The organism is Mesorhizobium carmichaelinearum (genome assembly GCF_900199455.1).
GTDB lineage: Bacteria > Pseudomonadota > Alphaproteobacteria > Rhizobiales > Rhizobiaceae > Mesorhizobium > Mesorhizobium carmichaelinearum.
In genome coordinates this window covers 260,010-283,291 of record NZ_FZQR01000002.1, presented here as the reverse complement: position 1 = coordinate 283,291, position 23,282 = coordinate 260,010, and the positions used below count along the sequence as shown (strand labels likewise).

Below are 23,282 nucleotides of genomic sequence, written 5' to 3'. Positions count from 1 at the left end.
CCGCACAAATTGTGTTGATTTCGACCGTTTTGGACAGATTCTAGATAAAATCGGCCTTCGCCAGGTCGCGCATGAGATGGCTGGCGCCGTAGGTCCAGTGCGGGCAATCGGGCGACAGCCGAACCCGGTTGACCAGCGCGCCGAATTTTTCCGACGAAATGGTGACGATGTCGCCGACCTTGTGGGTAAACCCCTTGCCCTTTTCGCCGCGGTCCTTCGACGGCACGAACATGGTGCCGAGATAGAGCGCCAGCCCGTCCGGATACTGGTGGTGCGGGCCCATCGCGGCGGCAACCAGCTCTTCCGGCGAACGGCTGATCTCGGCCATCGAGCTCGCGCCCTCCAGCGAGAACCCGTCCTCGCCCTCGACCTTGAGGCGCACCACCGCCTGCTTGACATCCTTGATCGAGAACGTCTCGTCGAACAGACGGATGAAGGGTCCAAGCGAGGCCGAGGCGTTGTTGTCCTTGGCCTTGCCGAGCAGCAGCGCCGAGCGCCCTTCAACGTCGCGCAGATTGACATCATTGCCGATGGTGGCGCCGACGATCCTGCCGCTTGAGGCGGCGATCATGGCGATCTCAGGCTCTGGATTGTTCCAGGTCGACACCGGGTGCAGGCCGACATCGGCGCCGAAACCGACCGAGGCCATCGGCTGGCACTTGGTGAAGATCTCGGCGTCGGGGCCGATGCCCACTTCCAGATATTGCGACCAGGCGCCGCGCGCTATCAGCTTGGCCTTGATCTCCATGGCTTCCGGCGAACCGGGCTTGAGCTTCGACAAATCATGGCCGATCAGCCCGGCAATGTCGGCGCGGATGGCGTCGGCCTTCTCCGCCGAGCCGCGTGCCTGTTCCTCGATCACCCGCTCCAGCAGGCTGACGACGAAGGTCACGCCCGACGCCTTGACCGCCTGCAGGTCGACCGGGGAGAGGAGATAGGGTTTCGCCGGATCGCGCGCTGCCTCGAAACTGTTGGCCGCGATGGCGTCGAGCGAGCCGATCGGCTTGCCCTTGGCCGAGCGCACATGCCCTGCCGGATCGGCCATCTCGCAGATGTCGCGCACGGTCGGCGCCGCGCTCGAGGTGATGTCGAAGACGGTGCCGTCACGCACCGTAACGATCAGGGGATGCGAGGCATCGCCGCTCCTGGCGCGACCGACAAAGAGGCCCTCAGTAGGCAGATGCGTCGGGTTCGTCATGCGTGCGGTCCTCTGATTATTGACAATGCGGCTTGCCGGATCGGCGCGGCACTTTCACCGGATTCCGCTCAAAGGTCTATCCCATTGAAGTGATCCAAGGTGCTGTGTTCTGGCTGTGAAGTTCCGGCTTGCTGACGGTGGTGCCCGCGTCAGAAGCGGTGGAAAGCAGGGGATTTTCAAAGCTATGAAACCTTCGGTGGATTTTCATGCGGCACATCCAATCCATATCGTCTTGGGCCCGATGGATCGAGACGTTGATCACAACCATTCTCTCCGACGGGATTCCGCTTGACAGTTTCATGAATATGAAAAATTCTTGGCGAATTTCAAATTTTAGGTGAGCAGGTCGATGTCGACCCTAGTTGCTGCAGATGTGCCCGAGGCCCGGTCTTCATCGGGCTTCCGGCTCGCCATGCTGCTGCCGGGGGCGCTGGTCACTTTCCTGCTGATCCTGTTTGCGCTTGGCCTGGTGCTGTTCCTCGCCTTCCGCGGCAATGACGGCTCGCTGCTCGGCATTGGGCTGACCGTCGAAAACTTCGTCACAGTGGCCACCGATCCGCTCTACTGGACGGTGACGCTACGCTCGCTGGTCATTGCCGGCCTGGTGACGCTGGCAACCGTCGTCACCGCCTATCCCGTCGCCTACTATCTCGCCTTCCACGCTGGGCGGCGGCGTGGGTTGCTGCTTTTCCTGGTGACGCTGCCGTTCTGGACCAGCTATCTCCTGCGCGTCTTCGCCTGGAAGATCGTGCTTGCCTATAACGGCGTCTTGAACTCGGCGCTGATCGAAAGCGGCATCTGGTCGGAGCCGACATTGGCCTTTCTCAACACGCCGGCCGCTGTCGTCGTCACGCTCGCCCACGCCTATGCGCCCTTCGCCATCCTGCCGATCTATGTGGCGCTGGACACCATCCCGAAATCGCTGCTCGAGGCTGCCTCCGACCTCGGCGCGCGGCCGTTCACCGCGTTCCGCCGTGTCGTGCTGCCAAACTCGATGCCGGGCGTGCTGGCGGCTGCGCTCGTCGTCTTCGTGCCGACGGTCGGCGACTATGTCACGCCGGCCATGGTCGGCGGTCCGGCCAGCACCATGATCGGCACGCTGATCCAGTCGCAGTTCGGCAAGGCCAATGACTGGCCGTTCGGCGCGGCCCTTTCGGTCTGCGTCATGCTGGTCATCCTCGTCGTGGTGCTTGTCGCGCGCGGCGCCGACCGCAGATTTGGCAGCCGCACATGAAAGCCGAACGCGCCGGCACGAAACGGGATGGAAGCTGGCTCGGCGTCTACGTGCTTGCCTATCTGGTGTTCCTCTATCTGCCGGTCCTGCTGATCCCGCTGTTTTCCTTCAACGATTCCATCCAGGCGGCGTTTCCGCTGCAGGGCTTCACGCTGCAATGGTACCAGACGCTCTATGGCAATCCGGTGCTGTCGGGCGCGCTCTTGAACAGTCTTGTCATCGCCGCCGTCGCTGCCTCCGGCGCCACGCTGTGCGGCATCACCGTATCCTATATGGACCTCTATGGCCGCTCGCCGCTTGCCGCCACCATCAGCGCCATCGCCCGGCTGCCGATCCTCATTCCCGGCGTCATCGTCGGCATATCGCTCTTGATCCTGGTCAACCTCATCGGCCTCGGACCATCGCGCGTCGCCATCGTGCTCGGCCACATATTGGTGGCGCTGCCGACGACAGTGGTCGTCATGCGCAGCCGTTTCGCCGCCATCCCAAAAACCGTTCGCGAGGCGGCGCTCGACCTTGGCGCCTCCGACTGGACGACGTTCCGGCGCGTCATGCTGCCGCTCAGCCTGCCGGCCGTGCTGTCGGCCTTCATGCTGGCCTTCCTGATCTCCTTCGACGAATTCATCGTTGTCTTCTTTCTTGCCGGAACTGAGCCGACCCTGCCGCTCTACATCTGGAGCCAGTTGCGCTTTCCCCGCTCACTGCCGACCGTCATGGCGCTGGGGACGGTGATCCTGGCCGTGTCCTTCATCATCGCCGGCACCGCCGAGATCCTGCGCCATCGCGGGCTCGGCGCCGCGCGCCGCAATCCAGCCTGACCACAACAAAGAAGAGGAGAACGAAAATGACCTTCCACCTGAAATCGATAACCGGACACAAAGCCCGCGCCGGTCTCGCCGCGCTGGCGCTCGCACTGTCGTCGACCGTGGCGCTGGCCGCCGAGAAGCTGCAATATTTCACCTGGTCGGGCTACGAACTGCCCGATTTCAACAAGAGCTTCCTCGCCGCGCACCCCGATGGCGTCGAGGCTTCGATCTTCGGCGACGACGACGATGCCTTCACGAAAGTCAAGGCCGGCTTCCGTCCTGACATCGCCCATCCCTGCTACGACAAGGTAGCGCGCTGGAACAAGGAAGGCCTGCTGCAGCCGATCGACACCAAGCGCATCAAGAATTGGGATTCGATCTTCCCGGTGTTCAAGAACCTGCCTGATCTGCAGGCCGGCGACGGCAAGGTCTGGATGGTGCCGTGGGACTGGGGCAACACCTCGATCCTCTATCGCACCGACCTGGTGAAGAACCCCGAGGCGAGCTGGAACCTTCTGTGGGACAAGCAATATGCCGGCCGCATGGCGACCATCGACGCCGTCCACGACACGCCGATCGTCGCCGCACTTCTGGCCGGCGTGAACCCCTTCGACATGACGCCCGCTGAGATGGACAAGGTCGCGGCAAAACTGCGCGAGCAGCGGCCGCTACTCTCCAGCTACACCACCGACATGACGTCGGTCGAGCAGGCGCTGGCCAGCGGCCAGCTGGTCGCCGCCATGACCTGGAACGCATCGGCCACGTCGCTGAAGAAGCAGGGCGTGCCGGTCGAGTTCATGAAGCCGAAGGAAGGCATGCTGACCTGGGCCTGCGGCTTCGTCATGCTGAAGGACGCCAAGAATGTCGATCTCGCCTACGACTTCATCAACAGCCGGCTCGACGCCGATTCGGGCAAATTCCTGATCCAGTCCTACGGCTATGGCAGTTCGCTGAGCACTGCTTTCGCCGGCGTCGCGAAGGATGAACTGGAGAAGCTGCAACTGCCGTCCGATCCGGAGGTGATGCTGAAGAGCACGATCTTCACCGGGCCGATGAAGCAGAATGACGATGTGGCCAAGATGTTCGAGAAGGTGAAGGCTGGCGGATAAGCTGCGGCCTTCCCTTCTCCCCTTGTGGGACAAGGTGTCGCCGAAGGCGACGGATGAGGGGTGCTCCAGCTTGGCGCCGACGGCGATCCGTCACCCACCCCTCATCCGTCTCGGCGCTGCGCGCCGATCCACCTTCTCCCACAAGCGGAGAAGGCAGAACCGCGAAGCACCGCGCCAGTGAAGTGACTGCAACGAGGACGAATGTATGGACATGCTTGACGAAGCGAAGCCGAAGGACGACGCCGACATCCGCGTCGGCAGGCGTGTGCGGGCGCTGCGGCTGGAGCGGCGTCTGTCGCTGGCCGAACTGGCGGCCAGGGCAGGCGTGTCGATCGGTGCGCTGAGCCAGATCGAACGCGGCATGTCCTCGCTGCGCGTCAAGGTGATCTGGCCGCTCGCCGCTGCGCTGGACATCGAGCCGTCGGCGTTGATCGCCGACGGCAACGATGCCGTCAACGATCTCTACTGCGTGCGCGCCGACAAGCGGCGCTCCATCCCGGTGAAATCCGAAGGCATCGCCAAGGCGCTGCTCTCGCCGCCGGGCGCGACGCTGACCGGCATGCTGGTGACGGTGGAAGCCGGAGGCGGCACGGCTGAAGCCTATGCCCATGCCGGCCATGAATTCGGCTACGTGCTTGCGGGCGAGGTCGAGCTGGTGGTGGATTCGACAAAATACGGCTTGAAGACCGGCGACAGTTTTGCCTTCAAGAGCACGCTTCTGCATGCCTTCCGCAATCCCGGCGCCGAGCAATGCCAGATCCTCTGGGTCAACACTACAAAACCCTCCGAGGTTCGCGATGGCGCCTGATCCACTCGTCCGGTTGCAGGCGGTCTCGAAGGTTTTTCCTGGCGGAATTGTCGGGCTCGATGCCGTCGATCTCGACATCATCAGCGGCGAGTTCATCACGCTGCTTGGGCCGTCGGGCTGCGGCAAGACCACCAGCCTGCGCGTCATTGCCGGTTTCGAAAGCCCGTCGAGCGGCAAGGTCTTGCTCGACGGGCGCGACATCACGGCGCTTCGGCCCTTCGACCGGCCCGTCAACACCGTGTTCCAGGACTACGCGCTGTTTCCGCACATGAACGTCGCCGAAAATGTCGGCTTCGGCCTGTCCCTGCGCAAACTGTCCGGCGCCGAGCAGGCCAAGCGCGTCGGCGAAGCCCTGGACATGGTCGGTCTCGCCGACAAGCTTGGCGCCCGCGTCTTGGAACTCTCCGGTGGCCAGCGCCAGCGCGTTGCGCTCGCCCGCGCCATCGTCTGCGAGCCGCGCGTGTTGCTGCTCGACGAGCCGCTGTCGGCGCTGGACGCGCATCTGCGCGAACAGATGCAGGTAGAGTTGAAGCGGCTGCAATCGCGGCTCGGCACCACCTTCGTCATGGTCACCCACGACCAGACCGAGGCTTTGTCGATCTCCGACCGCATAGTCGTCATGAACAAGGGCCGCATCGAGCAGATCGCCCCGCCGGCGACACTCTATGACCGGCCGGCCACGAAGTTCGTGGCGAGCTTCATCGGCACCATGAATCTCCTGCAGTCGTATTTTGTCGGCCGCGATGGCGATCGCCTGCGCTTCACGGCCAGCACCTTGCCGCTGGAAGCCATCTCTGAAACCGGCCAGTCACCCGGCGAAGGCGAGATGCGCACCATCGGCGTGCGCCCGGAGGACTTGCTGGCGGCCACCGAGGCGACCGAAGGAACCGCGCCGGCGCGCGTCAACAGCATCGTTTTCCACGGCCGCACCTTGCGGCTGCATGCTGAGCTGGGGCAGGGGTTGCCGGTGGTGATCGATGCACCACGCCAGGCCGAGGGTTTTCAATTCAACGTCGGCGACGTGGCGCATATCAGTCTGCGCCGTGGCGCCAACTGCCCTATGCTGCCGAGCTAGCCTGATCCACCTTCGCAAGGTCGCCGCACGGCTGCGCGGGCACATGCGGGAAGGACCGGTGTTCGCCCCGTTTTCGCTTGATGTGTTCTCTTTTTGTTCTATAGGTCTCGACCGGATACAATTTGCCGATCGAGTTCAGTTATGAGTGGGCGACCTGCATTCGGAACCGCCAAGAACGGCCAGACCTTTTTCCCATTTGAGGAACCGAGCCCGGTCCGGGAGCCGCATCTGTTCTACGCATTCTTGGTCGAAGCCCCGGTCAACGGGATGCTGCGGCACAGGGCCGAGCACTATAATCAGGAACTGGGGTTGCGAGGGTGGCTGACGCCAATCGATCAAATACACATAACCCTGATGGGCCTTGGCGACGGCAAACAGAAGCGTGTGGTGGAGATCGCCCGCCATGTCGGCTTGCTGATACAGGCCGCGCCATTCGATGTCTGCTTCGATCGCCTGTCGGCTTTCGGTGGCGGGGCGCTGGTGTTTCGCAGCAGCAACCATTCGCCGGCCCTGCAGGCCTTCTGGCGCAAGCTCTCCGCTGTGATCGCCGACAGCCCGCTGCAGCCGTTCGTCACGAGCTCGTTGGAGCCACATGTTACGCTGCTTCGTGACAGACGAGGCGTGCCGAAAGTAAGGGAACAGATTGTTGAGCCGATGTCCTGGACGGTGCGCAGCTTTGCGCTGATCCGCAGCTATCAGGGCGAATACGAATGTCCAGCGATCTGGCAATTGACCGGCCAGGACGATTCCCTGGCCGGCATGTGAGAAATCGTCGTCACACAGCGGCGCTATATCTATCGTCCTGACACGCCTTGTCAGCTGTCGTGCGGGGCAAAGGTGGCGGGCCGGCAATTACGTCCCTACTTCGAGTGCGTCTGAACAGGAGGAACACAAAATGACCATCGCGGACATTGCCAAGGATTTCACCGAACTGCTCCAGCAGGGAGATCACGCCGGTGCTGGCGAGAAATACAATGCCGACGATATCGTCAGCTACGAAGCCATGGAAGGGCCGATGGCCGTGGCCCATGGCAAAGAGGCTCTCAAGCAAAAGGGCCAATGGTGGCAAGAGAACCACGAAGTCCACGGTGGCTCGGTCGAGGGCCCTTATGTCAACGGCGACCAGTTCGCGGTGCGCTTCAAGTTCGACGTAACGCCCAAGGCCACCGGCCAGCGTGTCACCATGGATGAGGTCGGCCTGTACACGGTCAAGAACGGCAAGATCACCGAAGAGCGCTTTTACTACTGAGGCAGGAAATACCTCCGGCTTCGCAACCTGCTCTTCGCTACAGGATCAAGAAACAAGCATGGCGGCCGGGACGGTGTCCTGGCCGCCATGTGGTGCTCAAATCGTCTTCACATACGCGGCAAGCTGGTCGGCCACCGTGCCCCAGCCATCGAAGAAGCCCATCTCCTCATGGTTGTTGCGGGTGGCCTCGTCGCGGTGGATGGCGGTTGCGGTGTAGCGCGTGCCCCGGCCATCCGGCTGGAGGGAAATGACCGCGGTGATGAAGGGCTCGCCTGACGGCCGATAGCCCGGCAGCAGCGCATCGGTCCACACCAGCCGCTCGTTCGGCACGATGTCGAGATAGCAGCAATGACGGTCGTTGACCTCCTTGCCGTCGGGCGACTGCATGCGTGTCCGGAACAACCCGCCTGGCTTGAGATCGATCTCGCAATCGGTGATCAGCCATGGCTTTGGGGTGAACCACTGCTTGACATGCTCCGGCGTCGTCCACGCCCGCCACAACAGCTCGCGCGGTGCGTCGATGACGCGCTCCAGCACGAGGTCCAGCCTGGGATCCGGCTTGAAAGGGTAGCTCATTTTTCCTGCTCCTTGAGGCTCATCACATAAGCGTCGAACTGATCGAGGCGGCGCTCCCACAGCGTCCGCTGTTCGGCCAGCCAGTTCTCGGCGAGCTTCAGCGGTTCGGGCGCCAGTTGGTAGGTTCGGGTGCGGCCGATCTTTTCCGATCGTACCAGCCCGCAGCCTTCCAGCACCTTGAGATGTTCGATGAAGGACGGGAGCGCCATCTCGAAAGGCTGCGCCAGTTCGCTGACCGAGGCCGGGCTGCGGTTGAGGCGCTCGACCACGCGCCGTCGCGTCGGATCGGCAAGCGCGCGGAAGATGCCGTCGATCGGCGGAGGACTCGGATTGGCGGTCTGGAGGCTTGTCATTGGTCGATCCTGGGGTGCCGTTTAAGGCGGCTCAAAAATACTTAGGAAAATTCCTTAGTATTGGCAAGTCCGAAAATTCTGGCGATGCGGGCTTGGGCGCTGGCAAAGCGGGAGGGGCGGTTTTAGGCTGTGCGACGGATTCGGCTGTCAGCCCAAGGGAAGCGCGCTTTGACGATTACGATCTACGGCATCACCACCTGCGACACGGTCAAGAAGGCACGCGTCTGGCTGGAGAGCCATGATGTGCCTTATCGCTTTCACGATTTTCGCGCCGAGGGGCTGGACGCGAAGCGGCTGGATGGCTGGGTCGGCAAGGTCGGCTGGGAAAAGCTGCTCAACAAGGGCAGCACAACGTTCCGCGAATTGGCGGACAAGGACAAGCAAAGCCTCGACGAGAAAAAGGCCAAGGCGCTGATGCTGGCCAAGCCGACAATGGTCAAGCGGCCGGTGCTTGAGGTTGGCGACAGGCTTCTGGTTGGTTTTAAGCCGGAGGCTTATGAGGCGGCGGTGAAGTAGGCAGCGAAGCCGTTGAAGCTGCCGATCTCCCCCCTCGTGGGGGAGATGTCCGGCAGGACAGAGGGGGGCGCTGTCCCGCCAGCCTCAGAGGTTCCGGCCGCCTCAGCCGGTCCCGCGTAAATACCCCGCCAACGCCACCGCATTGTTGTGCACCTCATCATGCGCACCGTAGAGCAGCGTCACCTTGCCGTGGCCGAGCAGGCCGCGCAGTTGCGCCACCGCCTCACCATTCCCATCCAATTCGGTCCCGTACCGCTCCCGAAACTCCGCCCAGCGCGCCGGCTCATGTCCGAACCACTTTCGCAGCTCATCGCTCGGCGCGATCTCCTTCAGCCACAACGCCAGCGCGGCGTGCTCCTTGCTGACGCCACGTGGCCAGATGCGATCGACCAATACGCGCTGCCCATCCTCGGCAGCGGGTGTTTCATAGATGCGCTTGACCGCGATGTCGAAGGCCACCGGACCCTCCGCAACTCTGCCCTCAGGCCCACTCGCCCTTGCGCATCACCGGCACGCGGCTGCCGTCCTTGTGGACGCCGTCAATGTCGATCTTGTCCGAGCCGATCATCCAGTCGATGTGGATAAAACTCTTGTTGCCGCCGCGCGCGGCGATCTCGTCCTGGCTGAGCGAGGCGCCGTCGACGAAGCACTTCGAATAACACTGGCCGAGCGCGATGTGGCAGGCGGCGTTTTCGTCGAACAGCGTGTTGAAGAACAACAGGCCGCTGGCCGAGATCGGCGAGGAATGCGGCACCAGCGCCACTTCGCCAAGACGGCGCGCTCCCTCATCGGTGTCGAGCACCTTCTTCAGCACATCCTCGCCCTTCGAAGCCTTGGCCTCGACGATCCTGCCTTCCTCGAAACGCACCGAGATCTCGTCGATCAGCGTGCCCTGGTAGGAGAGCGGCTTGGTCGAGGAGACGTGGCCTTCGACCCGCCTGGCATGCGGTGTGGTGAAGACCTCCTCGGTCGGGATGTTCGGATTGCAGGTGATGCCGTTCTTGGCGGTCGAGGCGCCGCCCATCCATTCATGGCCATCCGCCAGCCCGACCGTCAGGTCGGTGCCCGGTCCGGTGAAATGCAGCGCGTGGAAATTATGGCCGTTCAGCCATTCGGTGCGGCCGCGCAGCGCCGCATTGTGTGCCTTCCAGTTTGCGATCGGGTCTTCCACGTCGACTCGCGAAGCGGCGAAGATGGCATCGGCGAGCTTGGCCACCGCGACATCGTCGGCGTCATCGGGAAAAACCTGCTTGGCCCAGGCGAGGTCCGGATAAGCGACGATGTTCCAGTTGATGTCGAAGCCAGTGATCTTTTCCAGCGCCGGCTGGTAGGCCATGGAATTCGCCTTATTGGCGCGCGCCACTTTCGCCGGGTCCTGCGCCGACAACAGCGATGGATCCTCGCCGCGCACGGCAAGCCTGGCCGCATTGTTGGAGAAAGCCTTCGCCATGCCTTCATAGAGCCAGCCAGCGGCGTGGTCGAAACCGGCGTCGGCGCCGAAGCGGTAGCGCGCCAGCGTCATCTCGTCATCGTTGAAGATCGGTGTCACCAGACCGGCACCGGCCTTGTAGGCATGCTCGACGATGCGCCTGGTCAGCGGAAGGGCGCCAATGGAAGAGGTCAGCACCAGATCCTGTCCGGGCTGCAATTGCAGTCCGACCTTGATGGCGACTTCCGCTAGCCTGTCGAGCTTCACCGGGTCGATCGTTGCGGAAACGCCGCGCGAATGTGTGGTCATGATCCTGCCTGCCGTGATGTTTGATCTGATCTTACATAGACCGCAGCCGGCATCCTTTCCACCGCGATTGCGCTGGGCCAGTTCAGGCCATGATCCCGAAAAGTGGCAACCGGTTTTCGGAAAAGATCATGGTCAACCAAAAGAGACAGAGCCCCATCCCGATTCTATCGGGAATGGAACAGGCTCTAGGCCGCGCTTTCCAGAGACCCGAACTGCGCCATCGTCGCCTCGATCTCTTCCTTGATCCAGGCCTTGAAGTCCCGGACCTTGCGGCTTTCCGTCTTGGCCGACGCGGTCACCAGCCAATAGCCGAGGCCGCTCTGGGCGCGGATCCCGAACGGCGCCACCAGCCTCCCGTCGGCCAGTGCATCCGCCGTCAGCAATTGCCAGCCTAGCATCACCCCATGGCCGGCAATCGCCGATTCCAGGCACAGCATCGGGTCGGTGAAGCGCGCGCCTTTCTGGAAGGTGACGGGCGCAACACCGGCGGCCGCGAACCAGCTTTCCCAGTTGATCATCGCCCGCTCGTCGGTGATGGCACAGGTCTGGGCAAGGTCCTCGATCGAGCTCAGTTTCCTGGCAATCACCGGCGCGCAGACCGGGAAGACCTCCTGCGCCAGGAGCAGTTCCGCTTGCCCGCCCGGCCATTTGCCGTCGCCAAGCCGGATGGCGATGTCGATGTCGGAATGGTCGAGATTGGCCAGCCGCACCGACGCGTCGATGCGCAGCAGCACGTTGGGATGGCGGTCGAAGTGACGCGACAATCGCGGCAGCAGCCATTTCGAAGCGAAGGCCGGTGCGGCCGAGACGACCAACGTGCATTGCGTCGCCTCGTCGGCCAGCGCCACGGCCTGGGCAAGCTCGCGAAATCCGGCCCCAAGGCGGGTCGCGAAGACGGCGCCGAATTCGGTCAGCACCAGACCGCTCGCCGTGCGCTCGAACAGCGCCTGCCCGAGCTGCTTTTCGGTGCGGCTGATCTGCTGGCTGACGGCACTGACGGAAACGTTGAGCTCGCCGGCGGCCGCTGCAAGCGAGCCGAGACGGGCAACGGTTTCGACGGCGCGAAGGCCGTTGAGATGGACGCGGTTGAGCATGGCCATTTGAGATTTTCTAAACTGCTCCGGCTGAAATCTCAATTGAAAGACGCGCAGAAACGGCAGATTTTGTCGATGGGAGCCAGACCCGTGGAGCCAGAAATGTTAAGGCTGTTGTCATCGCTGAAGGTTCTGTTCGCCGTGGGCACGCCGTCGGGGTCGCGCTCGCAGGGCGATACGCAGACGTGGCTGACCGATCCGCTGTCGCATCCCGTGCTGAACACCATGTCGGAGCGCGAACTTGGCGACGTGCCGTTCAGGCTGACGGCGCGCCGGACGGTGCACGAGACCGCTTCCTTGCATGCCGGTTTCGGTGGGCGCTGCTGAACGCACTTCACGCTTTCGGGCTTAAGGAAAGAGTCGAGGCGAGCGGGTCGCCTTGTGGCGCTGGCCCAACAGATGGCTGATTGTTTCAGCGATCCCTGCATTTATTGTGCGCTGCAATGACATCGGCCTCAACAGCGCTGCGTTTCACCCTCGCCGGCATGATCGCCATGGCGGTCGCCATGGGCATCGGCCGCTTCGTCTACACGCCGATCCTGCCCGGCATGATGGAAGAGCTGCATCTGTCGCCGGCCAATGCCGGATGGATCGCTTCCGCCAATTATCTCGGCTACCTCGTCGGCGCGTTTGCTGCGGCGGGCGGTTGGGCGCATGGGCGCGAGCATCTGCTGATGCTGGCTGGTCTCGGTGCCAGCACCGTCCTGGCCGCGCTGATGGGGCTGACCGACGCGATGGTCGCCTTTCTCGTCATCCGCTTTCTGGCCGGTCTGGCCAGCGCCTTCGTCATGGTCTTCATGGCCAGCATCGTTTTCAGCCATATCAATGCTGCCGGTCGTGGCGATCTGCAGGCCTGGCATTTTGGCGGCGTTGGCCTCGGCATCGCGATCTCGGCGGCGATGATGGCGGTGCTGGTCACCGAGCACGCCGGCTGGGCGGCGGGCTGGCTGTGGTCGGCGGCGATTTCGGCGTGTGGCTTCGTCGTCGTGGCGCTGCTGGCCAACGAAGGCCCGCTCGCCAACGGTGAAGCCGTCCGTGAGCCGGCGCTGCCGAAAGGCCGGTCGCTGATGAAGGTCATCGTCGCCTATGGTCTGTTCGGGTTTGGTTATGTGGTGACGGCAACATTCCTGGTCGCCATCGTCCGCCAAGGTGGCGGCAGCCGCGTCTTCGAGGCCATGGTGTGGCTGGTCGCCGGCCTTGCCGGTTTTCCCTCGACCTGGCTGTGGCAGAAGATCGCCGGACGGATCGGGCTCTACGCCGCCTATGCGCTGGCATGTTTCATCGAAGTGATCGGCGTTACCGCCAGCGTGGCGCTTGGCGGATATTTAGGGCCACTGCTGGGCGGTCTGTTGCTCGGCGGCACTTTCATCGCCATCACGGCACTTGGCTTGCAGGCCGCGCGGCAGCAGGCGCCAAAGGCGCCCCGGCGCATCTTTGCGTTGATGACGGCGTCGTTCGGCCTTGGCCAGATCATCGGGCCGATCGCCGCCGGCCTTTTGGCGCAAATGTCAGGCGATTTCTTCCTCGCTTCGATCGTCGCTGCGGCCATGCTGGTGGTCTCCGGCGCCATCACATGGTCGGCCGCGCCAAAATCGCCATGATTTGTGGTCTTGCTCTGCGCCGGGCATCGGGCAGGCATTTTCTTTCCCCCTAATGTGTGACTTTATGCCCGCCGAAGTCAGCTGATTTGCCCATTGAGCAAGGAATTCACCACAGTGTTCGTATCCTTCTTCCCGCAGCCGAAGCTGTTTTTCTCTTCGGCCGCTATCTGGAGCCTTGCGGCAATCCTGTTCTGGTTTTTCGGCGGAGAGCAATTGGGCGCCGTTTTCGGGATGCCGCCAGCCGCCGCCGACGCGCCACCGATCATCGGCATCGCCATCCTCTTATCGAAGCCGTTTCTGTGGTTCTATCTCTACTTCGCGTTTTGCGTGCTCGTCTTCTACGCGTTCTGGAGCTGGTATTCGCCGCATCCTTGGCAGCGCTGGTCGATCCTGATGACGGCGGTCATCCTGTTCTTCATCTATTTCAATGTGCAGGTCAGCGTCGCCGTCAACGCCTGGTACGGACCCTTCTTCGACTATGTGCAAGGCCTGATGTCTGGGACCGGAAAATCGACCAACGGTGAATTCTACACCGGATTGGCCGATTTTTCCTGGCTCGCGCTGGTCGGCATGAATGTGCAGGTGGTCAACGCCTTCATCGTCAGCCACTGGATCTTCCGCTGGCGCACGGCGATGAACAACTACTTCATCGAGAACTGGGGCAGGCTGCGCCATATCGAGGGTGCTTCGCAGCGAATCCAGGAAGACACGATGCGGTTCTCGCAGATCATGGAGGATCTCGGCTCCAGCTTCGTCCAGTCGATCATGACCCTGATCGCTTTCCTGCCGGTCATGATTCAGTTGCAGGCCCATATCAGCGAATTGCCGATCATCGGCGCTGTCCCGCAGCCCCTGGTGGTCGCGGCACTTGCCTGGTGTCTGTTCGGCACGATCTCAGTGATGATTGCCGGGCTGAAGCTTCCGGGGCTGCAGTTCCGCAACCAGCGCGTCGAAGCCGCTTACCGGAAGGAGCTGGTTTACGGCGAAGACCATGCGGATAGGGCGCAACCCGCGACCACTGCCGAGCTGTTCGCCAATGTCCGGCACAATTATTTCAGGCTCTATTTCCACTACATCTATTTCAACGTTGTCCGGTACACCTACCTTCAGGCAGACAACATTTTCTCGCTGCTGATCCTGGGTCCGTCGCTGGTTGCACACAAGATAACCTTCGGCGCGCTGAACCAGATCTCGAACGCATTCGGCAAGGTGACAGGTTCGCTGCAGTTCCTGCTCACCTCCTGGTCGACTATCGTCGAGCTGCAGTCGGTCCACAAGCGCCTGCGCGCCTTCGAAGCGACGCTGCAAGGCGAGCCGTTGCCTGATATCGACCAGCGCTACCTGGCAAGGCAGGGTGCCGAAGATCCGGCCTAAGAAAAACTTGATGCGAACTGGGTTGGCGGCTTAGCCGCCAACCGAAGCTTGCTTGGCATCCTGCCGCGAAACATAATCGCGAAAACTGATGCACTCGACATCGGCCTTGACGCAGACCTCGCCGGCGAAGCGCTCCAGCGCGTTCCAGTAGGCGCCGTCATTCATCAGCGTGAAGTGGAAGCCGAGTTCCAGCGGAATGCGCTTGCCCTGGTACTGCGTATCGAAGGCGGCGCGAAACGCCTGATAGGTCCGGTCGGCGAATTCGCCCGCTTTGCTCGGCCGCTCGAAGCCGCCGGAATGCCTGACATAGAGATTGTAATCCATGGCGATCACCGGCCTGGAATTCGGACCTTCCGGGATTTGCGGCAGTGAAAAGCGGGTGATGCCGCCGACGGTCGGCGGCAGGGCAGGGCCTTGTGAAACGCCGCTGGCGTCGAACTGGTAGCCGGCGGCTGGCAAGGCCTCGTAGAGCGCCTTGCTTGCCGACAGATAGGGCGCGCGAAAACCGACCACCGCATGCCGGGCGAAATCGCGCCAGCCATCGGGTTCGGGTGCGATGCCGTTGATCGCATAGGCGTTCTCGACAATATGCTTGAACGAACCGAATTCCTTCAGCCAGTCGGCCTTGCTCCAGTCCTTGCCGTCGAAATGGCCGCAGGCGTGGCTGGCGATGTCGTGGCCCTCATGCGCGGCAAGACCGATCTGCTCGAGCCGCTCAGTCACTTCCTGTTTGGAAGCGGCAAAGCCGATGTTGGATTTGCCAGCTGTCTTCCCGGGCGCGGTGTATTCCTTGCGCGTGTCCGGTGACAGCAGGAACACGCAGGAGAGAAAATAGGTGAAATGCGCGCCGGTGCGCTGTGCCAGCGCGCGGCTGCGCTTCCACTGCGAGATGTCGCGGGCGCTGTCGAACGAGATGATGACCACCTGCTTCGGCTTTGCCGGCATTGGTGGCGCGGGCGGATCGGCCTGAACCGCGCCGGCAGTGGCCAGCGAGGCAAGCGCAAACGCAACAACGCGAGACAAACAAGGCATCGGCAAACTTACAGGCTCCTGGCGGTCAGCAAGCCGGCTATCCCCGAAATGTGGCGTGGGTGCGGTTGGGCTTTTTGCCGGTTTGCCCGGGGCAAACATCCGTTTGCCCCGGGCAAACCGGCGATTTTCCGCTTCAACCCCTTCCATGCCGACAAAATTTCGCTAAAACGCGGGCTCATGAACCGCCCCGGCCCGGGGCAAAAGTGGTTTTGATTGATGTCCGACGACAGTTTTATCCGTGAAGTCAACGACGAGATGCGTCGCGAACAGGCGCAGAAGCTGTGGGACCGTTTCGGCCCGGCCTTGCTTGTCATTGCGATCCTGGTGGTGGTCGGCACCGCCGCCTTCGTCGGCTATCGCTATTGGGACGAGACCCGCGCCAACCGCTCCGGCGATGCCTTCTCGCAGGCGCTGAAGCTTGCCAATGACGGTAAGAACGACGATGCGCTGGCCGCACTCGATCAGCTGGAGAAGGACGGCTACGGCGCCTATCCGCTGCTCGCCCGCATGCGTGCCGCCACTGTCAAGGCGAGCAAGGGCGATACCGATGCGGCCGTCAAGGATTTCGACAACGTTGCCGCCGACACCGCTATCCCCCAGGGCATTCGCGACATGGCGCGGCTCCGGGCAGCACTCCTGCTCGTCGATCACGGCTCCTTCGCCGACGTCTCCAGCCGCGTCGAGGCGCTGACATCGGACACCAACACGCTGCGCCACACGGCGCGTGAGGCGCTCGGCCTTGCCGCCTGGAAGGAAGGCAAGACCCAGGACGCGCTGAAGCTGTTCGACCAGATCGCCGCCGATGACGGCGCCCCGCGCAACACCCGCGAGCGGGCAACGCTGATGTCCGAGCTGATCCGCGGCTCTGGCAATGCCTCGTAAATGCATGTCGCCCAAAAGTGTGCAGCGGTTTTGGGACAACGACATGCATGATTGTGGGACCGTATGACCTTCAAAGTCGCCATCATCGGCAGACCTAACGTCGGCAAATCGACCCTTTTCAATCGGCTGGTGGGAAGGAAGCTGGCGCTTGTCGACGACACGCCGGGTGTCACCCGCGATCGTCGCGTCCATGCCGCCAAGCTCTACGACCTGCATTTCGATGTCATCGACACCGCCGGCTTCGAGGACGCCGGTGCCTCGACCTTGCCCGGCCGCATGCGCGTGCAGACCGAGATCGCCATCCGCGAAGCCGACCTGATCTTCTTCACCATCGATGCCAAATCCGGCCTGCTGCCCGACGACAGGACTTTTGCCGAGATCGTGCGCAAATCCGGCAAGCCGGTCGTGCTGGTCGCCAACAAAGCCGAGGCCAAGGGTGCGCAAGGTGGCATGCTGGAGGCCTGGGAACTCGGGCTGGGCGAGCCGATCCCGGTTTCGGCCGAACATGGCCAAGGCATGCCCGATCTGCGCGATGCGGTGATTGCCGCGCTCGGCGAGGCGCGCGCCTTTGGTGAAGAGGAAGAGGGCGAAGACGATGAGGTCGCCGTCACCGAGGTGCTGATCGGCGAGGACATCGCCGACCCTGATGCCGAGGATGTGCACACCTACGACGACACCAAGCCGATGCGCATCGCTGTCGTCGGCCGCCCGAACGCCGGCAAGTCAACGCTGATCAACGCGCTGATAGGCGAGGAGCGGCTGCTGACCGGACCGGAAGCCGGCATCACCCGCGATTCGATTTCGGTCGACTGGGACTGGCATGGCCGTCGGCTGAAACTGTTCGACACGGCCGGCATGCGCCGCAAGGCCAGGATCCACGAAAAGCTGGAAGTGATGTCGGTGCAGGACGGCTTGCGCGCCATCCGCTTTGCCGAGATCGTCGTCATCGTGCTCGACGCCACCATTCCCTTCGAGAAGCAGGATCTGCAGATCGCCGACCTGATCATCCGCGAAGGCAGGGCGCCGGTGATCGCCTTCAACAAATGGGATCTGATCGATCATCCGCAGGAGCTGCTGGCCGAACTGCGTGAGAAGACCGAGCGGCTGCTGCCGCAGGTGCGCGGCATCCAGGCGGTGCCGGTCTCGGCCGAGACCGGGCGCGGCCTCGACAAGCTGATGGATGCGGTGCTGAGGACCCACAAGGTCTGGAACAGCCGTGTCTCGACCGGCAAGCTCAACCGCTGGCTCGAAGCCATACTGGCGCACCACCCGCCGCCCGCCGTTGCCGGGCGCCGGCTCAAGGTCAAATATGTCACCCAGGCCAAGACGCGGCCGCCGGGTTTTGTGGTCCAGTGCTCGCGTCCGGATGCGATGCCGCAATCCTATGTGCGCTATCTCTCGAACAGCCTGCGCGAAGCCTTCGACATGCCGGGCGTGCCGATCCGCATCGCGCTGCGCACTTCGGACAATCCGTTCGCCGGCCGGGCCAAGAAGCGCAACTGAGCTCCAACCCTCGTCTGATCAGGCCACGGCACGCAAGCCGGCAGTCCGCGCATTGCCCGGCAATGCCTGCCGCGCCGCCTCCAGCAAGATGTCGGCCAGCCGAGCCGCCACCGGCTCGGGTTCGGCATCCCGGCGATGCAGATACAGCGCCATCTTGGGCAGCGCCGGCAGCCCGGCGATCTCCGGTGTCATCGCGCTGACGCTGGCGGGCAGGCCGATATCGGTGCGGATCGTCAGCCCCAGCCCAGCCGCCACGGCCGCCCAGATGCCGCCCAGGCTCGGGCTGGAGAAGGCCATGCGCCAGGGCAGGCCTGCACGGTCGAGCGTTTCCGTCGCCACCGTACGCAACAGGCACGGCGCCTCGAGCGCCACCAGCGGCAGCGGCTCGCCGTCGCGCAGGCTGGTCTCGATGCGCTTTGCCGGACCGATCCAGCGCATCGGAACATCGGCGACATGCTCGCTGTAGGGCAGCGTCTGGCCACTGTGCCAGGCCAGCGCGATGTCGAGGCTGCCCGACACCACCCTTTCGGCAAGGTCGTGGCTGCGTGCGATCCTGGCCTCGATCTTGACCTTGGGGTGGGCGCGGGCGAAGCGGCCGAGCACGTCGGGCAGCACCGCCTCGCCGAAATCCTCCTGCAGGCCAAGCCGCACCCAGCCTTCCAGTTCGACATCGTGGATCGCCGCCGCCGCCTCGTCATTCAGCTCGAGCAGCCGGCGCGCATAGCCGAGCATGGTTTCGCCGGCCTCCGTCAAGGCGAGGCCGCGCCCCGCTTTGCGGAAGATCGGCGTCGCCGCCTGCTCTTCCAGTTTCTTCAATTGCGCGCTGACCGCAGAGGTCGACCGGCCAAGCCGGTCGGCGGCCTTGGCAAAGCTGCCGAGCTCTATGCCGGTGACGAAACTGCGGAGAACGTCGAGGTCGAAGGTCACGCGCTGCATAGAAATGTCCTGGTTTTCAGGATTAATAGTCAAAAACTTCCTGATTTTAAGGATGAACTTATGGCGCTACAGAGATGCCGTCAAGGTCCAGGCGACTGGACCATCACGGGAATGAAACCATGTCCGCCATTGTCGACTGCACCGACCAAGACACGCAGAAACTCCTCGGAGGCAGTGCTGCCGGCCCCGCCGGAAGGGTGTTCAGCCCTGGCCACCGCTGGAAGGTCCTGGGCATTGGTGTCGCCGCAAACGCCAGCTTCTCGGCCACCTTCTCCAGCATACCGGCAACGGCGGTCGTGCTCCGTCAGGGCTATCATCTGAGCAATGCCGAACTTGGCTTGGCGCTCGGCCTTCTTGGCCTGGGCGTTGCGCTCAGCGAATTGCCTTGGGGCCTGCTCACCGATCGCTGGGGCGATCGCCGCGTGCTGCTGATCGGGCTTGGCGCGACGGCGGTGTGGCTTCTTGCCATGGCCATGCTCGTCGTGCCGACAAGGTCAGGCGTTCCCGATGTCATGCTGCTGTCGGCAAGTCTGCTCCTCACCGGATTGCTCGGCGGCAGCGTCAACGGCTCGAGCGGCCGCGCCATCATGGGGTGGTTCCGGGAAAACGAGCGCGGCTTTGCCATGAGCATCAGGCAGACGGCGGTGCCGCTTGGCGGTGGCCTCGGCGCGCTCGTCCTGCCGTCGCTTGCGCTCGCTTTCGGCTTTTCCGCGGTGTTCGGGCTCCTGGCTGGCGCATCCGCTCTCTCCGCCGTGTTTGCCTGGCGTTGGCTGCGCGAGCCGCCGACGGCGGGTCACGTCGTTGCGTCGGCCGCAGCCGGACCGGCGCCGCTGCGCAACATTGAGGTCTGGCGCATTGCCACCGCCATCGGCCTGCTCTGCTTCCCGCAGGTGGCGGTGCTCACTTTCGCATCGGTGTTCCTGCACGACTTCGCCGGGCTGGGGACGGCGGCGATCAGCGCGAGCCTCGCCGCCGTGCAGGTCGGCGCCATGGTCATGCGCGTTTGGAGCGGCCGCTTTACCGACCGCCATGGCAACCGGCGCCAGTTTCTACGCGCATGCAGTGCGCTCAGCGCGTTGGCCTTCGCTGTGCTTTGGCTGATGGTCCTGGCCAGCCCCGCAATGCCGGGCGGCCAGTCTTTACTGGTTGCCGTCCTACCCTTAGTGCTGATTGTCGCAGGCATCTCGGTCTCGGCCTGGCACGGCGTCGCCTATACCGAGCTTGCCACGCTTGCCGGCGCCGGCCATGTCGGAACCGCGCTCAGCCTAGCCAACACCTTTGTTTTCGTTGGCTTCTTCCTGGTGCCGGTGGCCATTCCAGGCTTGCTGCACCTCTGGTCATGGGCCGGGGTCTGGCTGTCGGCTGCTATCTGCGCTGTGATCGCGTGGCCGATCTTCCTGCGGCGGGCGGATACAACGTCAGGCGAGGGCGCCGACAGTAACATGCGCCGATAAAGGTGCCCGCCTGGTCATCGGGAACTTTTGCCTGGCCCAGTCCATACCCGGTGTTTCCACCGTTCGATGGAGAACAATTGAAAAACCGAGGCTTAGTATGCCTGCCGAGATCGCGGCGACTGTCGGACCACAATGCTGCCTGATCTCGAAATTGTAAGCCAGGACGTGGATGACGACCTGATGGATCATGTAGAATGCGAAGCTGATCTCCCCACAGAAAACCAGCACACGGCAAGACAGGATGCGCGTCAATGAGCCTGACTGATGTGCGAAGACGTAGACGATGGCAGCGAAGAGTGGATACAACCCAAATTCGCGATAGGCGATGGACGCCATGAGCGATGCATGATCCGCAAAAAATAGCGTGATCTCGGCATGTACGCATGCCCAAAGCGCCAGGCACACGACTGCGGCGACCTGGCAGATCGTCACCCAGTCATCGGAAATGCGCCGGCTCTTGAACAGTCGGTAGACGGCTATCCCGGACAGGAATTCCACCATGCGCACGGGCGGGAAGAGGTGAACCAGCGACGCATCCGTGACGTAGAGGTCCAGCCAAGGCTTTTCGGAGGGGGGCGGAAATACAGGCTCGGGTAAAGTCGCTGTGAGAGCGATCAGACCAAGGACGGCAACTGTCCAGCTACAGACCACCAGCATAATCTGATTTGGCCGCAAGATCAGAATGAACGGCAAGGCGAGATAGAAAAACAGTTCGACCGATATCGACCACGAAACGCCGTTATACGCGTAAGCCGTACCGTAGGTTGGAAACCAGGAACTCTGCAGCGTGGTTGCCAGGTATGCGGTGAAGAGACTGGTTGGAGGATGACGCGCCACAAGGGCAAGGAAGAAACATAGCATGTGGACGGGCCACAACCGGAAGAATCTCTGCAAGATGAAGTTTCTTATGTCGCGCCAGCCAAGGAAACGCCCCGAGAAACTGTACGCCAGCACGAACCCTGACAGGACAAAGAAGAACGAAACGGCACAGCCGAGATACATGTCCCGAATGGATCGGGATGCATCGATTCCCAGTTCCGTCAGATGGTAGATAAATATCGACAGAGCTGCGAAGGCGCGCAGCGCGGTCAGATTGAGAAGCGTTGGGCGTGCTGTTGCTTCCGCCAATTGGGCGTCATCCACGGCAATATTTCCCGCGATCGTTGTCATCCGTCCGCTGTGCCGAACCGCTGTTTGGAACCAACTGCCATATGGCGGTTGGAATATGGATATCCCGTTAAGCTCCTCCCCTGGAGCAGCAGACCCGCAGCTCCCTTGCCCTGCCAACGTCTGGTCGTCCGGCGCGGCGTACCCTGGTCGGCCGTAAAACCGCCCGACTTCGAAACCATGGCCTTGAGCCGACTGAGAAAACCCGATCGATCCCGTTAACGTCCCATCAAGGTTAATGCATCATTTTGCTCTCCAGTGGGGTCAGTGGCGTTCCTGGAGAGTGTTCCGTGCATCGACGTGTGTTGAAGCGGCTTGTTGCCGCCGCCGGTGAGAAGAAACGCAGCTTCGTATCTCCGTTCATCATCGGCCTCGGCATCTGGATCGGCTTCCCGACCGTCGCCGCCTACCAGGACATGACCAGCCTCGTTTCCGGCCTCGAATCGCCGACCGCGCGCTGGAATTCCTATGTCGAGAGATCCGTCGCGGGCTCGACCCATGCCGCCGAGATGCCCTTCGTCGATTCCGACGTCACCGGCTCGATCTCCGGATCAGGCATTCACCTGGCAGGCGTCGGCAACGTGTCGTTTCGTGGCAAGGGCGGCAAGGTCAGCGGCTCGCCCGACGAGGATCGCGTGATGCGTGCCGACAAGAAGGGCCGCATCGTCCAGGTGTCTCCCGTCGCGCCGCCGAAGAACTTCAACGCCGGTTCGATTTTCCAGCGGACCTCGTCCCTGATGCGGCCGAGCATGGACGGCGGCCTGAAAATGGCCTTCGCCAAGCCGCAGATCAAAGGCAAGGAAATCCAGATCGCCGCGGAATTCCATGCGCGTGAGGACAAGAAGCCGGATCCCGGCGTGCCGACCATGCTTGCCGCCCTGGTCAACAACGACCATCCGGATGTTCTGGCGACGGCCTATGCGCAATCCGAGCCGGACTATGCCAAGGCCTCGCCCTTCGAAGCCCTGCTGCAGGACGAGCAGCCCAACAGCGGCCGCTTCATTCCGCCGATGGCCAAGGGCGACCATTGGTGGATCCAGAACCCGCTTCCGGCCAGCGTCTTCTCCAAGGCCGAGCAAAAGTGCCTGGCCAATGGCATCTATTTCGAGGCAAGGAGCGAATCCGTGCGCGGCCAGGCTGCCGTTGCCCAGGTCATCCTCAACCGCGTCCGCAATCCGGCCTATCCCAATTCGATCTGCGGCGTCGTCTACCAGAACGACAGCTGGTTCAACCGCTGCCAGTTCTCCTTCGCTTGCGACGGCAGGAAGAAGCGCATCGACAGCCCGGCCGCCTACAAGACCGCGCAGGACATCGCCATGGCGGTCACCGCCGGCAAGATCTTCATCCCCGAGGTCGGATCGTCGACCCACTACTATGCCCAATATGTCCATCCGGGCTGGGCGCGCACGATGCAGAAGATGACCAAGATCGGCCTGCATATCTTCTACCGCACCTATGGTGGCGGCTGGAGCTGAGCGCGGTCGGCCGCTGGTCTTTTTCACCGGCCGCAGGCTCGATCAGGCGGCCATTGCCGGGGGGATTCGTGCAACGCATCCCCATCCTCGCGGCGGGCACGA

General features: G+C 62.8%; 25 protein-coding genes. 15 read left to right on the top strand and 10 right to left on the bottom strand.

All coding sequences use genetic code 11. The features are described from left to right. Window positions 1-40 precede the first annotated feature (40 nt). Window positions 41-1,198: a fumarylacetoacetate hydrolase family protein gene (locus CKW40_RS04700; RefSeq protein WP_095198762.1), complete on the bottom strand. Its 1,158-nt coding sequence runs from the start codon at window positions 1,196-1,198 to the stop codon at window positions 41-43. 76 nt (window positions 1,199-1,274) lie between these two features. After that, window positions 1,275-1,466, bottom strand: a complete 192-nt coding sequence (locus tag CKW40_RS04695) for a hypothetical protein (RefSeq protein ID WP_143748249.1) — start codon at window positions 1,464-1,466, stop codon at window positions 1,275-1,277. Window positions 1,467-1,547: 81 nt separating this feature from the next. Here CKW40_RS04695 and CKW40_RS04690 point away from each other — a divergent pair, with 81 nt between their 5' ends. From CKW40_RS04690 to CKW40_RS04660, 7 genes are all read left to right on the top strand, one after another. After that, window positions 1,548-2,432 carry an ABC transporter permease gene (locus CKW40_RS04690; protein ID WP_095198760.1) on the top strand — a complete coding sequence of 295 codons (885 nt, stop codon included), beginning with the start codon at window positions 1,548-1,550 and terminating at the stop codon, window positions 2,430-2,432. Beyond that, entirely contained in the window at window positions 2,429-3,250 is an 822-nt protein-coding gene (locus CKW40_RS04685; RefSeq protein ID WP_095198759.1) for an ABC transporter permease, read from the top strand. Before CKW40_RS04690 ends, CKW40_RS04685 begins: the two co-directional genes overlap by 4 nt. A gap of 26 nt (window positions 3,251-3,276) precedes the next feature. Then, the gene (locus CKW40_RS04680) at window positions 3,277-4,347 is read left to right on the top strand and encodes an ABC transporter substrate-binding protein (protein WP_095198758.1); all 1,071 of its coding nucleotides are present in this window, start codon (window positions 3,277-3,279) and stop codon (window positions 4,345-4,347) included. A 205-nt stretch (window positions 4,348-4,552) separates the two neighbouring features. Next, window positions 4,553-5,155, top strand: a complete 603-nt coding sequence (locus CKW40_RS04675) for a cupin domain-containing protein (protein ID WP_095198757.1) — start codon at window positions 4,553-4,555, stop codon at window positions 5,153-5,155. Beyond that, complete coding sequence (locus CKW40_RS04670) at window positions 5,145-6,230, top strand: ABC transporter ATP-binding protein (protein WP_095198756.1); 1,086 nt, start codon at window positions 5,145-5,147, stop codon at window positions 6,228-6,230. The genes CKW40_RS04675 and CKW40_RS04670 overlap by 11 nt, the downstream gene beginning before the upstream one ends. Before the next feature lie 243 nt (window positions 6,231-6,473). Continuing rightward, a complete protein-coding gene (locus CKW40_RS04665; RefSeq protein ID WP_244571084.1) occupies window positions 6,474-6,995 on the top strand; it encodes a 2'-5' RNA ligase family protein in 522 nt (173 codons plus the stop codon). 130 nt (window positions 6,996-7,125) lie between these two features. Continuing rightward, window positions 7,126-7,479, top strand: coding sequence for a SnoaL-like domain-containing protein (locus CKW40_RS04660; protein WP_095198754.1), 354 nt, complete (start codon window positions 7,126-7,128; stop codon window positions 7,477-7,479). A 96-nt stretch (window positions 7,480-7,575) separates the two neighbouring features. Here CKW40_RS04660 and CKW40_RS04655 read toward each other — a convergent pair whose 3' ends face one another. Continuing rightward, window positions 7,576-8,055: an SRPBCC family protein gene (locus CKW40_RS04655; RefSeq protein WP_095198753.1), complete on the bottom strand. Its 480-nt coding sequence runs from the start codon at window positions 8,053-8,055 to the stop codon at window positions 7,576-7,578. Beyond that, window positions 8,052-8,408, bottom strand: coding sequence for an ArsR/SmtB family transcription factor (locus tag CKW40_RS04650; protein ID WP_095198752.1), 357 nt, complete (start codon window positions 8,406-8,408; stop codon window positions 8,052-8,054). The genes CKW40_RS04655 and CKW40_RS04650 overlap by 4 nt, the downstream gene beginning before the upstream one ends. Before the next feature lie 168 nt (window positions 8,409-8,576). On the opposite strand from CKW40_RS04650, the gene CKW40_RS04645 reads away from it, so the two are divergent. Further along, window positions 8,577-8,924 (top strand): ArsC family reductase, encoded by a 348-nt coding sequence (locus tag CKW40_RS04645; protein WP_095198751.1) that lies wholly within the window; start codon window positions 8,577-8,579, stop codon window positions 8,922-8,924. Between the two features lie 102 nt (window positions 8,925-9,026). Here CKW40_RS04645 and CKW40_RS04640 read toward each other — a convergent pair whose 3' ends face one another. The 3 genes from CKW40_RS04640 to CKW40_RS04630 form a co-directional block, all read right to left on the bottom strand. Further along, window positions 9,027-9,383 carry a DUF488 domain-containing protein gene (locus tag CKW40_RS04640; RefSeq protein ID WP_095198750.1) on the bottom strand — a complete coding sequence of 119 codons (357 nt, stop codon included), beginning with the start codon at window positions 9,381-9,383 and terminating at the stop codon, window positions 9,027-9,029. A 22-nt stretch (window positions 9,384-9,405) separates the two neighbouring features. Then, window positions 9,406-10,662 (bottom strand): aminopeptidase, encoded by a 1,257-nt coding sequence (locus CKW40_RS04635; RefSeq protein WP_095198749.1) that lies wholly within the window; start codon window positions 10,660-10,662, stop codon window positions 9,406-9,408. 185 nt (window positions 10,663-10,847) lie between these two features. Beyond that, a complete protein-coding gene (locus tag CKW40_RS04630) occupies window positions 10,848-11,762 on the bottom strand; it encodes a LysR substrate-binding domain-containing protein (RefSeq protein WP_095198748.1) in 915 nt (304 codons plus the stop codon). A gap of 96 nt (window positions 11,763-11,858) precedes the next feature. On the opposite strand from CKW40_RS04630, the gene CKW40_RS04625 reads away from it, so the two are divergent. The 3 genes from CKW40_RS04625 to sbmA all read left to right on the top strand — a co-directional run bounded on the left by CKW40_RS04625 (window position 11,859) and on the right by sbmA (window position 14,731). Then, window positions 11,859-12,083 (top strand): hypothetical protein, encoded by a 225-nt coding sequence (locus CKW40_RS04625; protein ID WP_095198747.1) that lies wholly within the window; start codon window positions 11,859-11,861, stop codon window positions 12,081-12,083. A 116-nt stretch (window positions 12,084-12,199) separates the two neighbouring features. Beyond that, complete coding sequence (locus tag CKW40_RS04620) at window positions 12,200-13,357, top strand: YbfB/YjiJ family MFS transporter (protein WP_095198746.1); 1,158 nt, start codon at window positions 12,200-12,202, stop codon at window positions 13,355-13,357. Between the two features lie 114 nt (window positions 13,358-13,471). Continuing rightward, complete coding sequence (gene sbmA, locus CKW40_RS04615; RefSeq protein ID WP_095199138.1) at window positions 13,472-14,731, top strand: peptide antibiotic transporter SbmA; 1,260 nt, start codon at window positions 13,472-13,474, stop codon at window positions 14,729-14,731. A gap of 30 nt (window positions 14,732-14,761) precedes the next feature. Here the strand turns inward: sbmA and CKW40_RS04610 are convergent, their stop codons facing one another. Then, a complete protein-coding gene (locus tag CKW40_RS04610) occupies window positions 14,762-15,763 on the bottom strand; it encodes a polysaccharide deacetylase family protein (protein WP_095198745.1) in 1,002 nt (333 codons plus the stop codon). A gap of 216 nt (window positions 15,764-15,979) precedes the next feature. On the opposite strand from CKW40_RS04610, the gene CKW40_RS04605 reads away from it, so the two are divergent. Further along, window positions 15,980-16,645, top strand: a complete 666-nt coding sequence (locus CKW40_RS04605) for a tetratricopeptide repeat protein (RefSeq protein WP_095198744.1) — start codon at window positions 15,980-15,982, stop codon at window positions 16,643-16,645. A 63-nt stretch (window positions 16,646-16,708) separates the two neighbouring features. Further along, window positions 16,709-18,148: a ribosome biogenesis GTPase Der gene (gene der / locus CKW40_RS04600; RefSeq protein ID WP_095198743.1), complete on the top strand. Its 1,440-nt coding sequence runs from the start codon at window positions 16,709-16,711 to the stop codon at window positions 18,146-18,148. A gap of 18 nt (window positions 18,149-18,166) precedes the next feature. On the opposite strand, the gene CKW40_RS04595 is transcribed toward der, so the two are convergent. Beyond that, a complete protein-coding gene (locus CKW40_RS04595) occupies window positions 18,167-19,084 on the bottom strand; it encodes a LysR substrate-binding domain-containing protein (RefSeq protein ID WP_095198742.1) in 918 nt (305 codons plus the stop codon). A gap of 119 nt (window positions 19,085-19,203) precedes the next feature. Between CKW40_RS04595 and CKW40_RS04590 the strand changes: the two genes are divergently transcribed. Continuing rightward, the gene (locus CKW40_RS04590; RefSeq protein WP_095199137.1) at window positions 19,204-20,538 is read left to right on the top strand and encodes an MFS transporter; all 1,335 of its coding nucleotides are present in this window, start codon (window positions 19,204-19,206) and stop codon (window positions 20,536-20,538) included. Here the strand turns inward: CKW40_RS04590 and CKW40_RS04585 are convergent. Continuing rightward, window positions 20,503-21,681 carry an acyltransferase family protein gene (locus CKW40_RS04585; RefSeq protein ID WP_179297832.1) on the bottom strand — a complete coding sequence of 393 codons (1,179 nt, stop codon included), beginning with the start codon at window positions 21,679-21,681 and terminating at the stop codon, window positions 20,503-20,505. The two genes, CKW40_RS04590 and CKW40_RS04585, sit on opposite strands and share 36 nt — an antisense overlap. A gap of 314 nt (window positions 21,682-21,995) precedes the next feature. On the opposite strand from CKW40_RS04585, the gene CKW40_RS04580 reads away from it, so the two are divergent. Further along, entirely contained in the window at window positions 21,996-23,180 is a 1,185-nt protein-coding gene (locus tag CKW40_RS04580; RefSeq protein WP_095198740.1) for a cell wall hydrolase, read from the top strand. Window positions 23,181-23,282 lie beyond the last annotated feature (102 nt).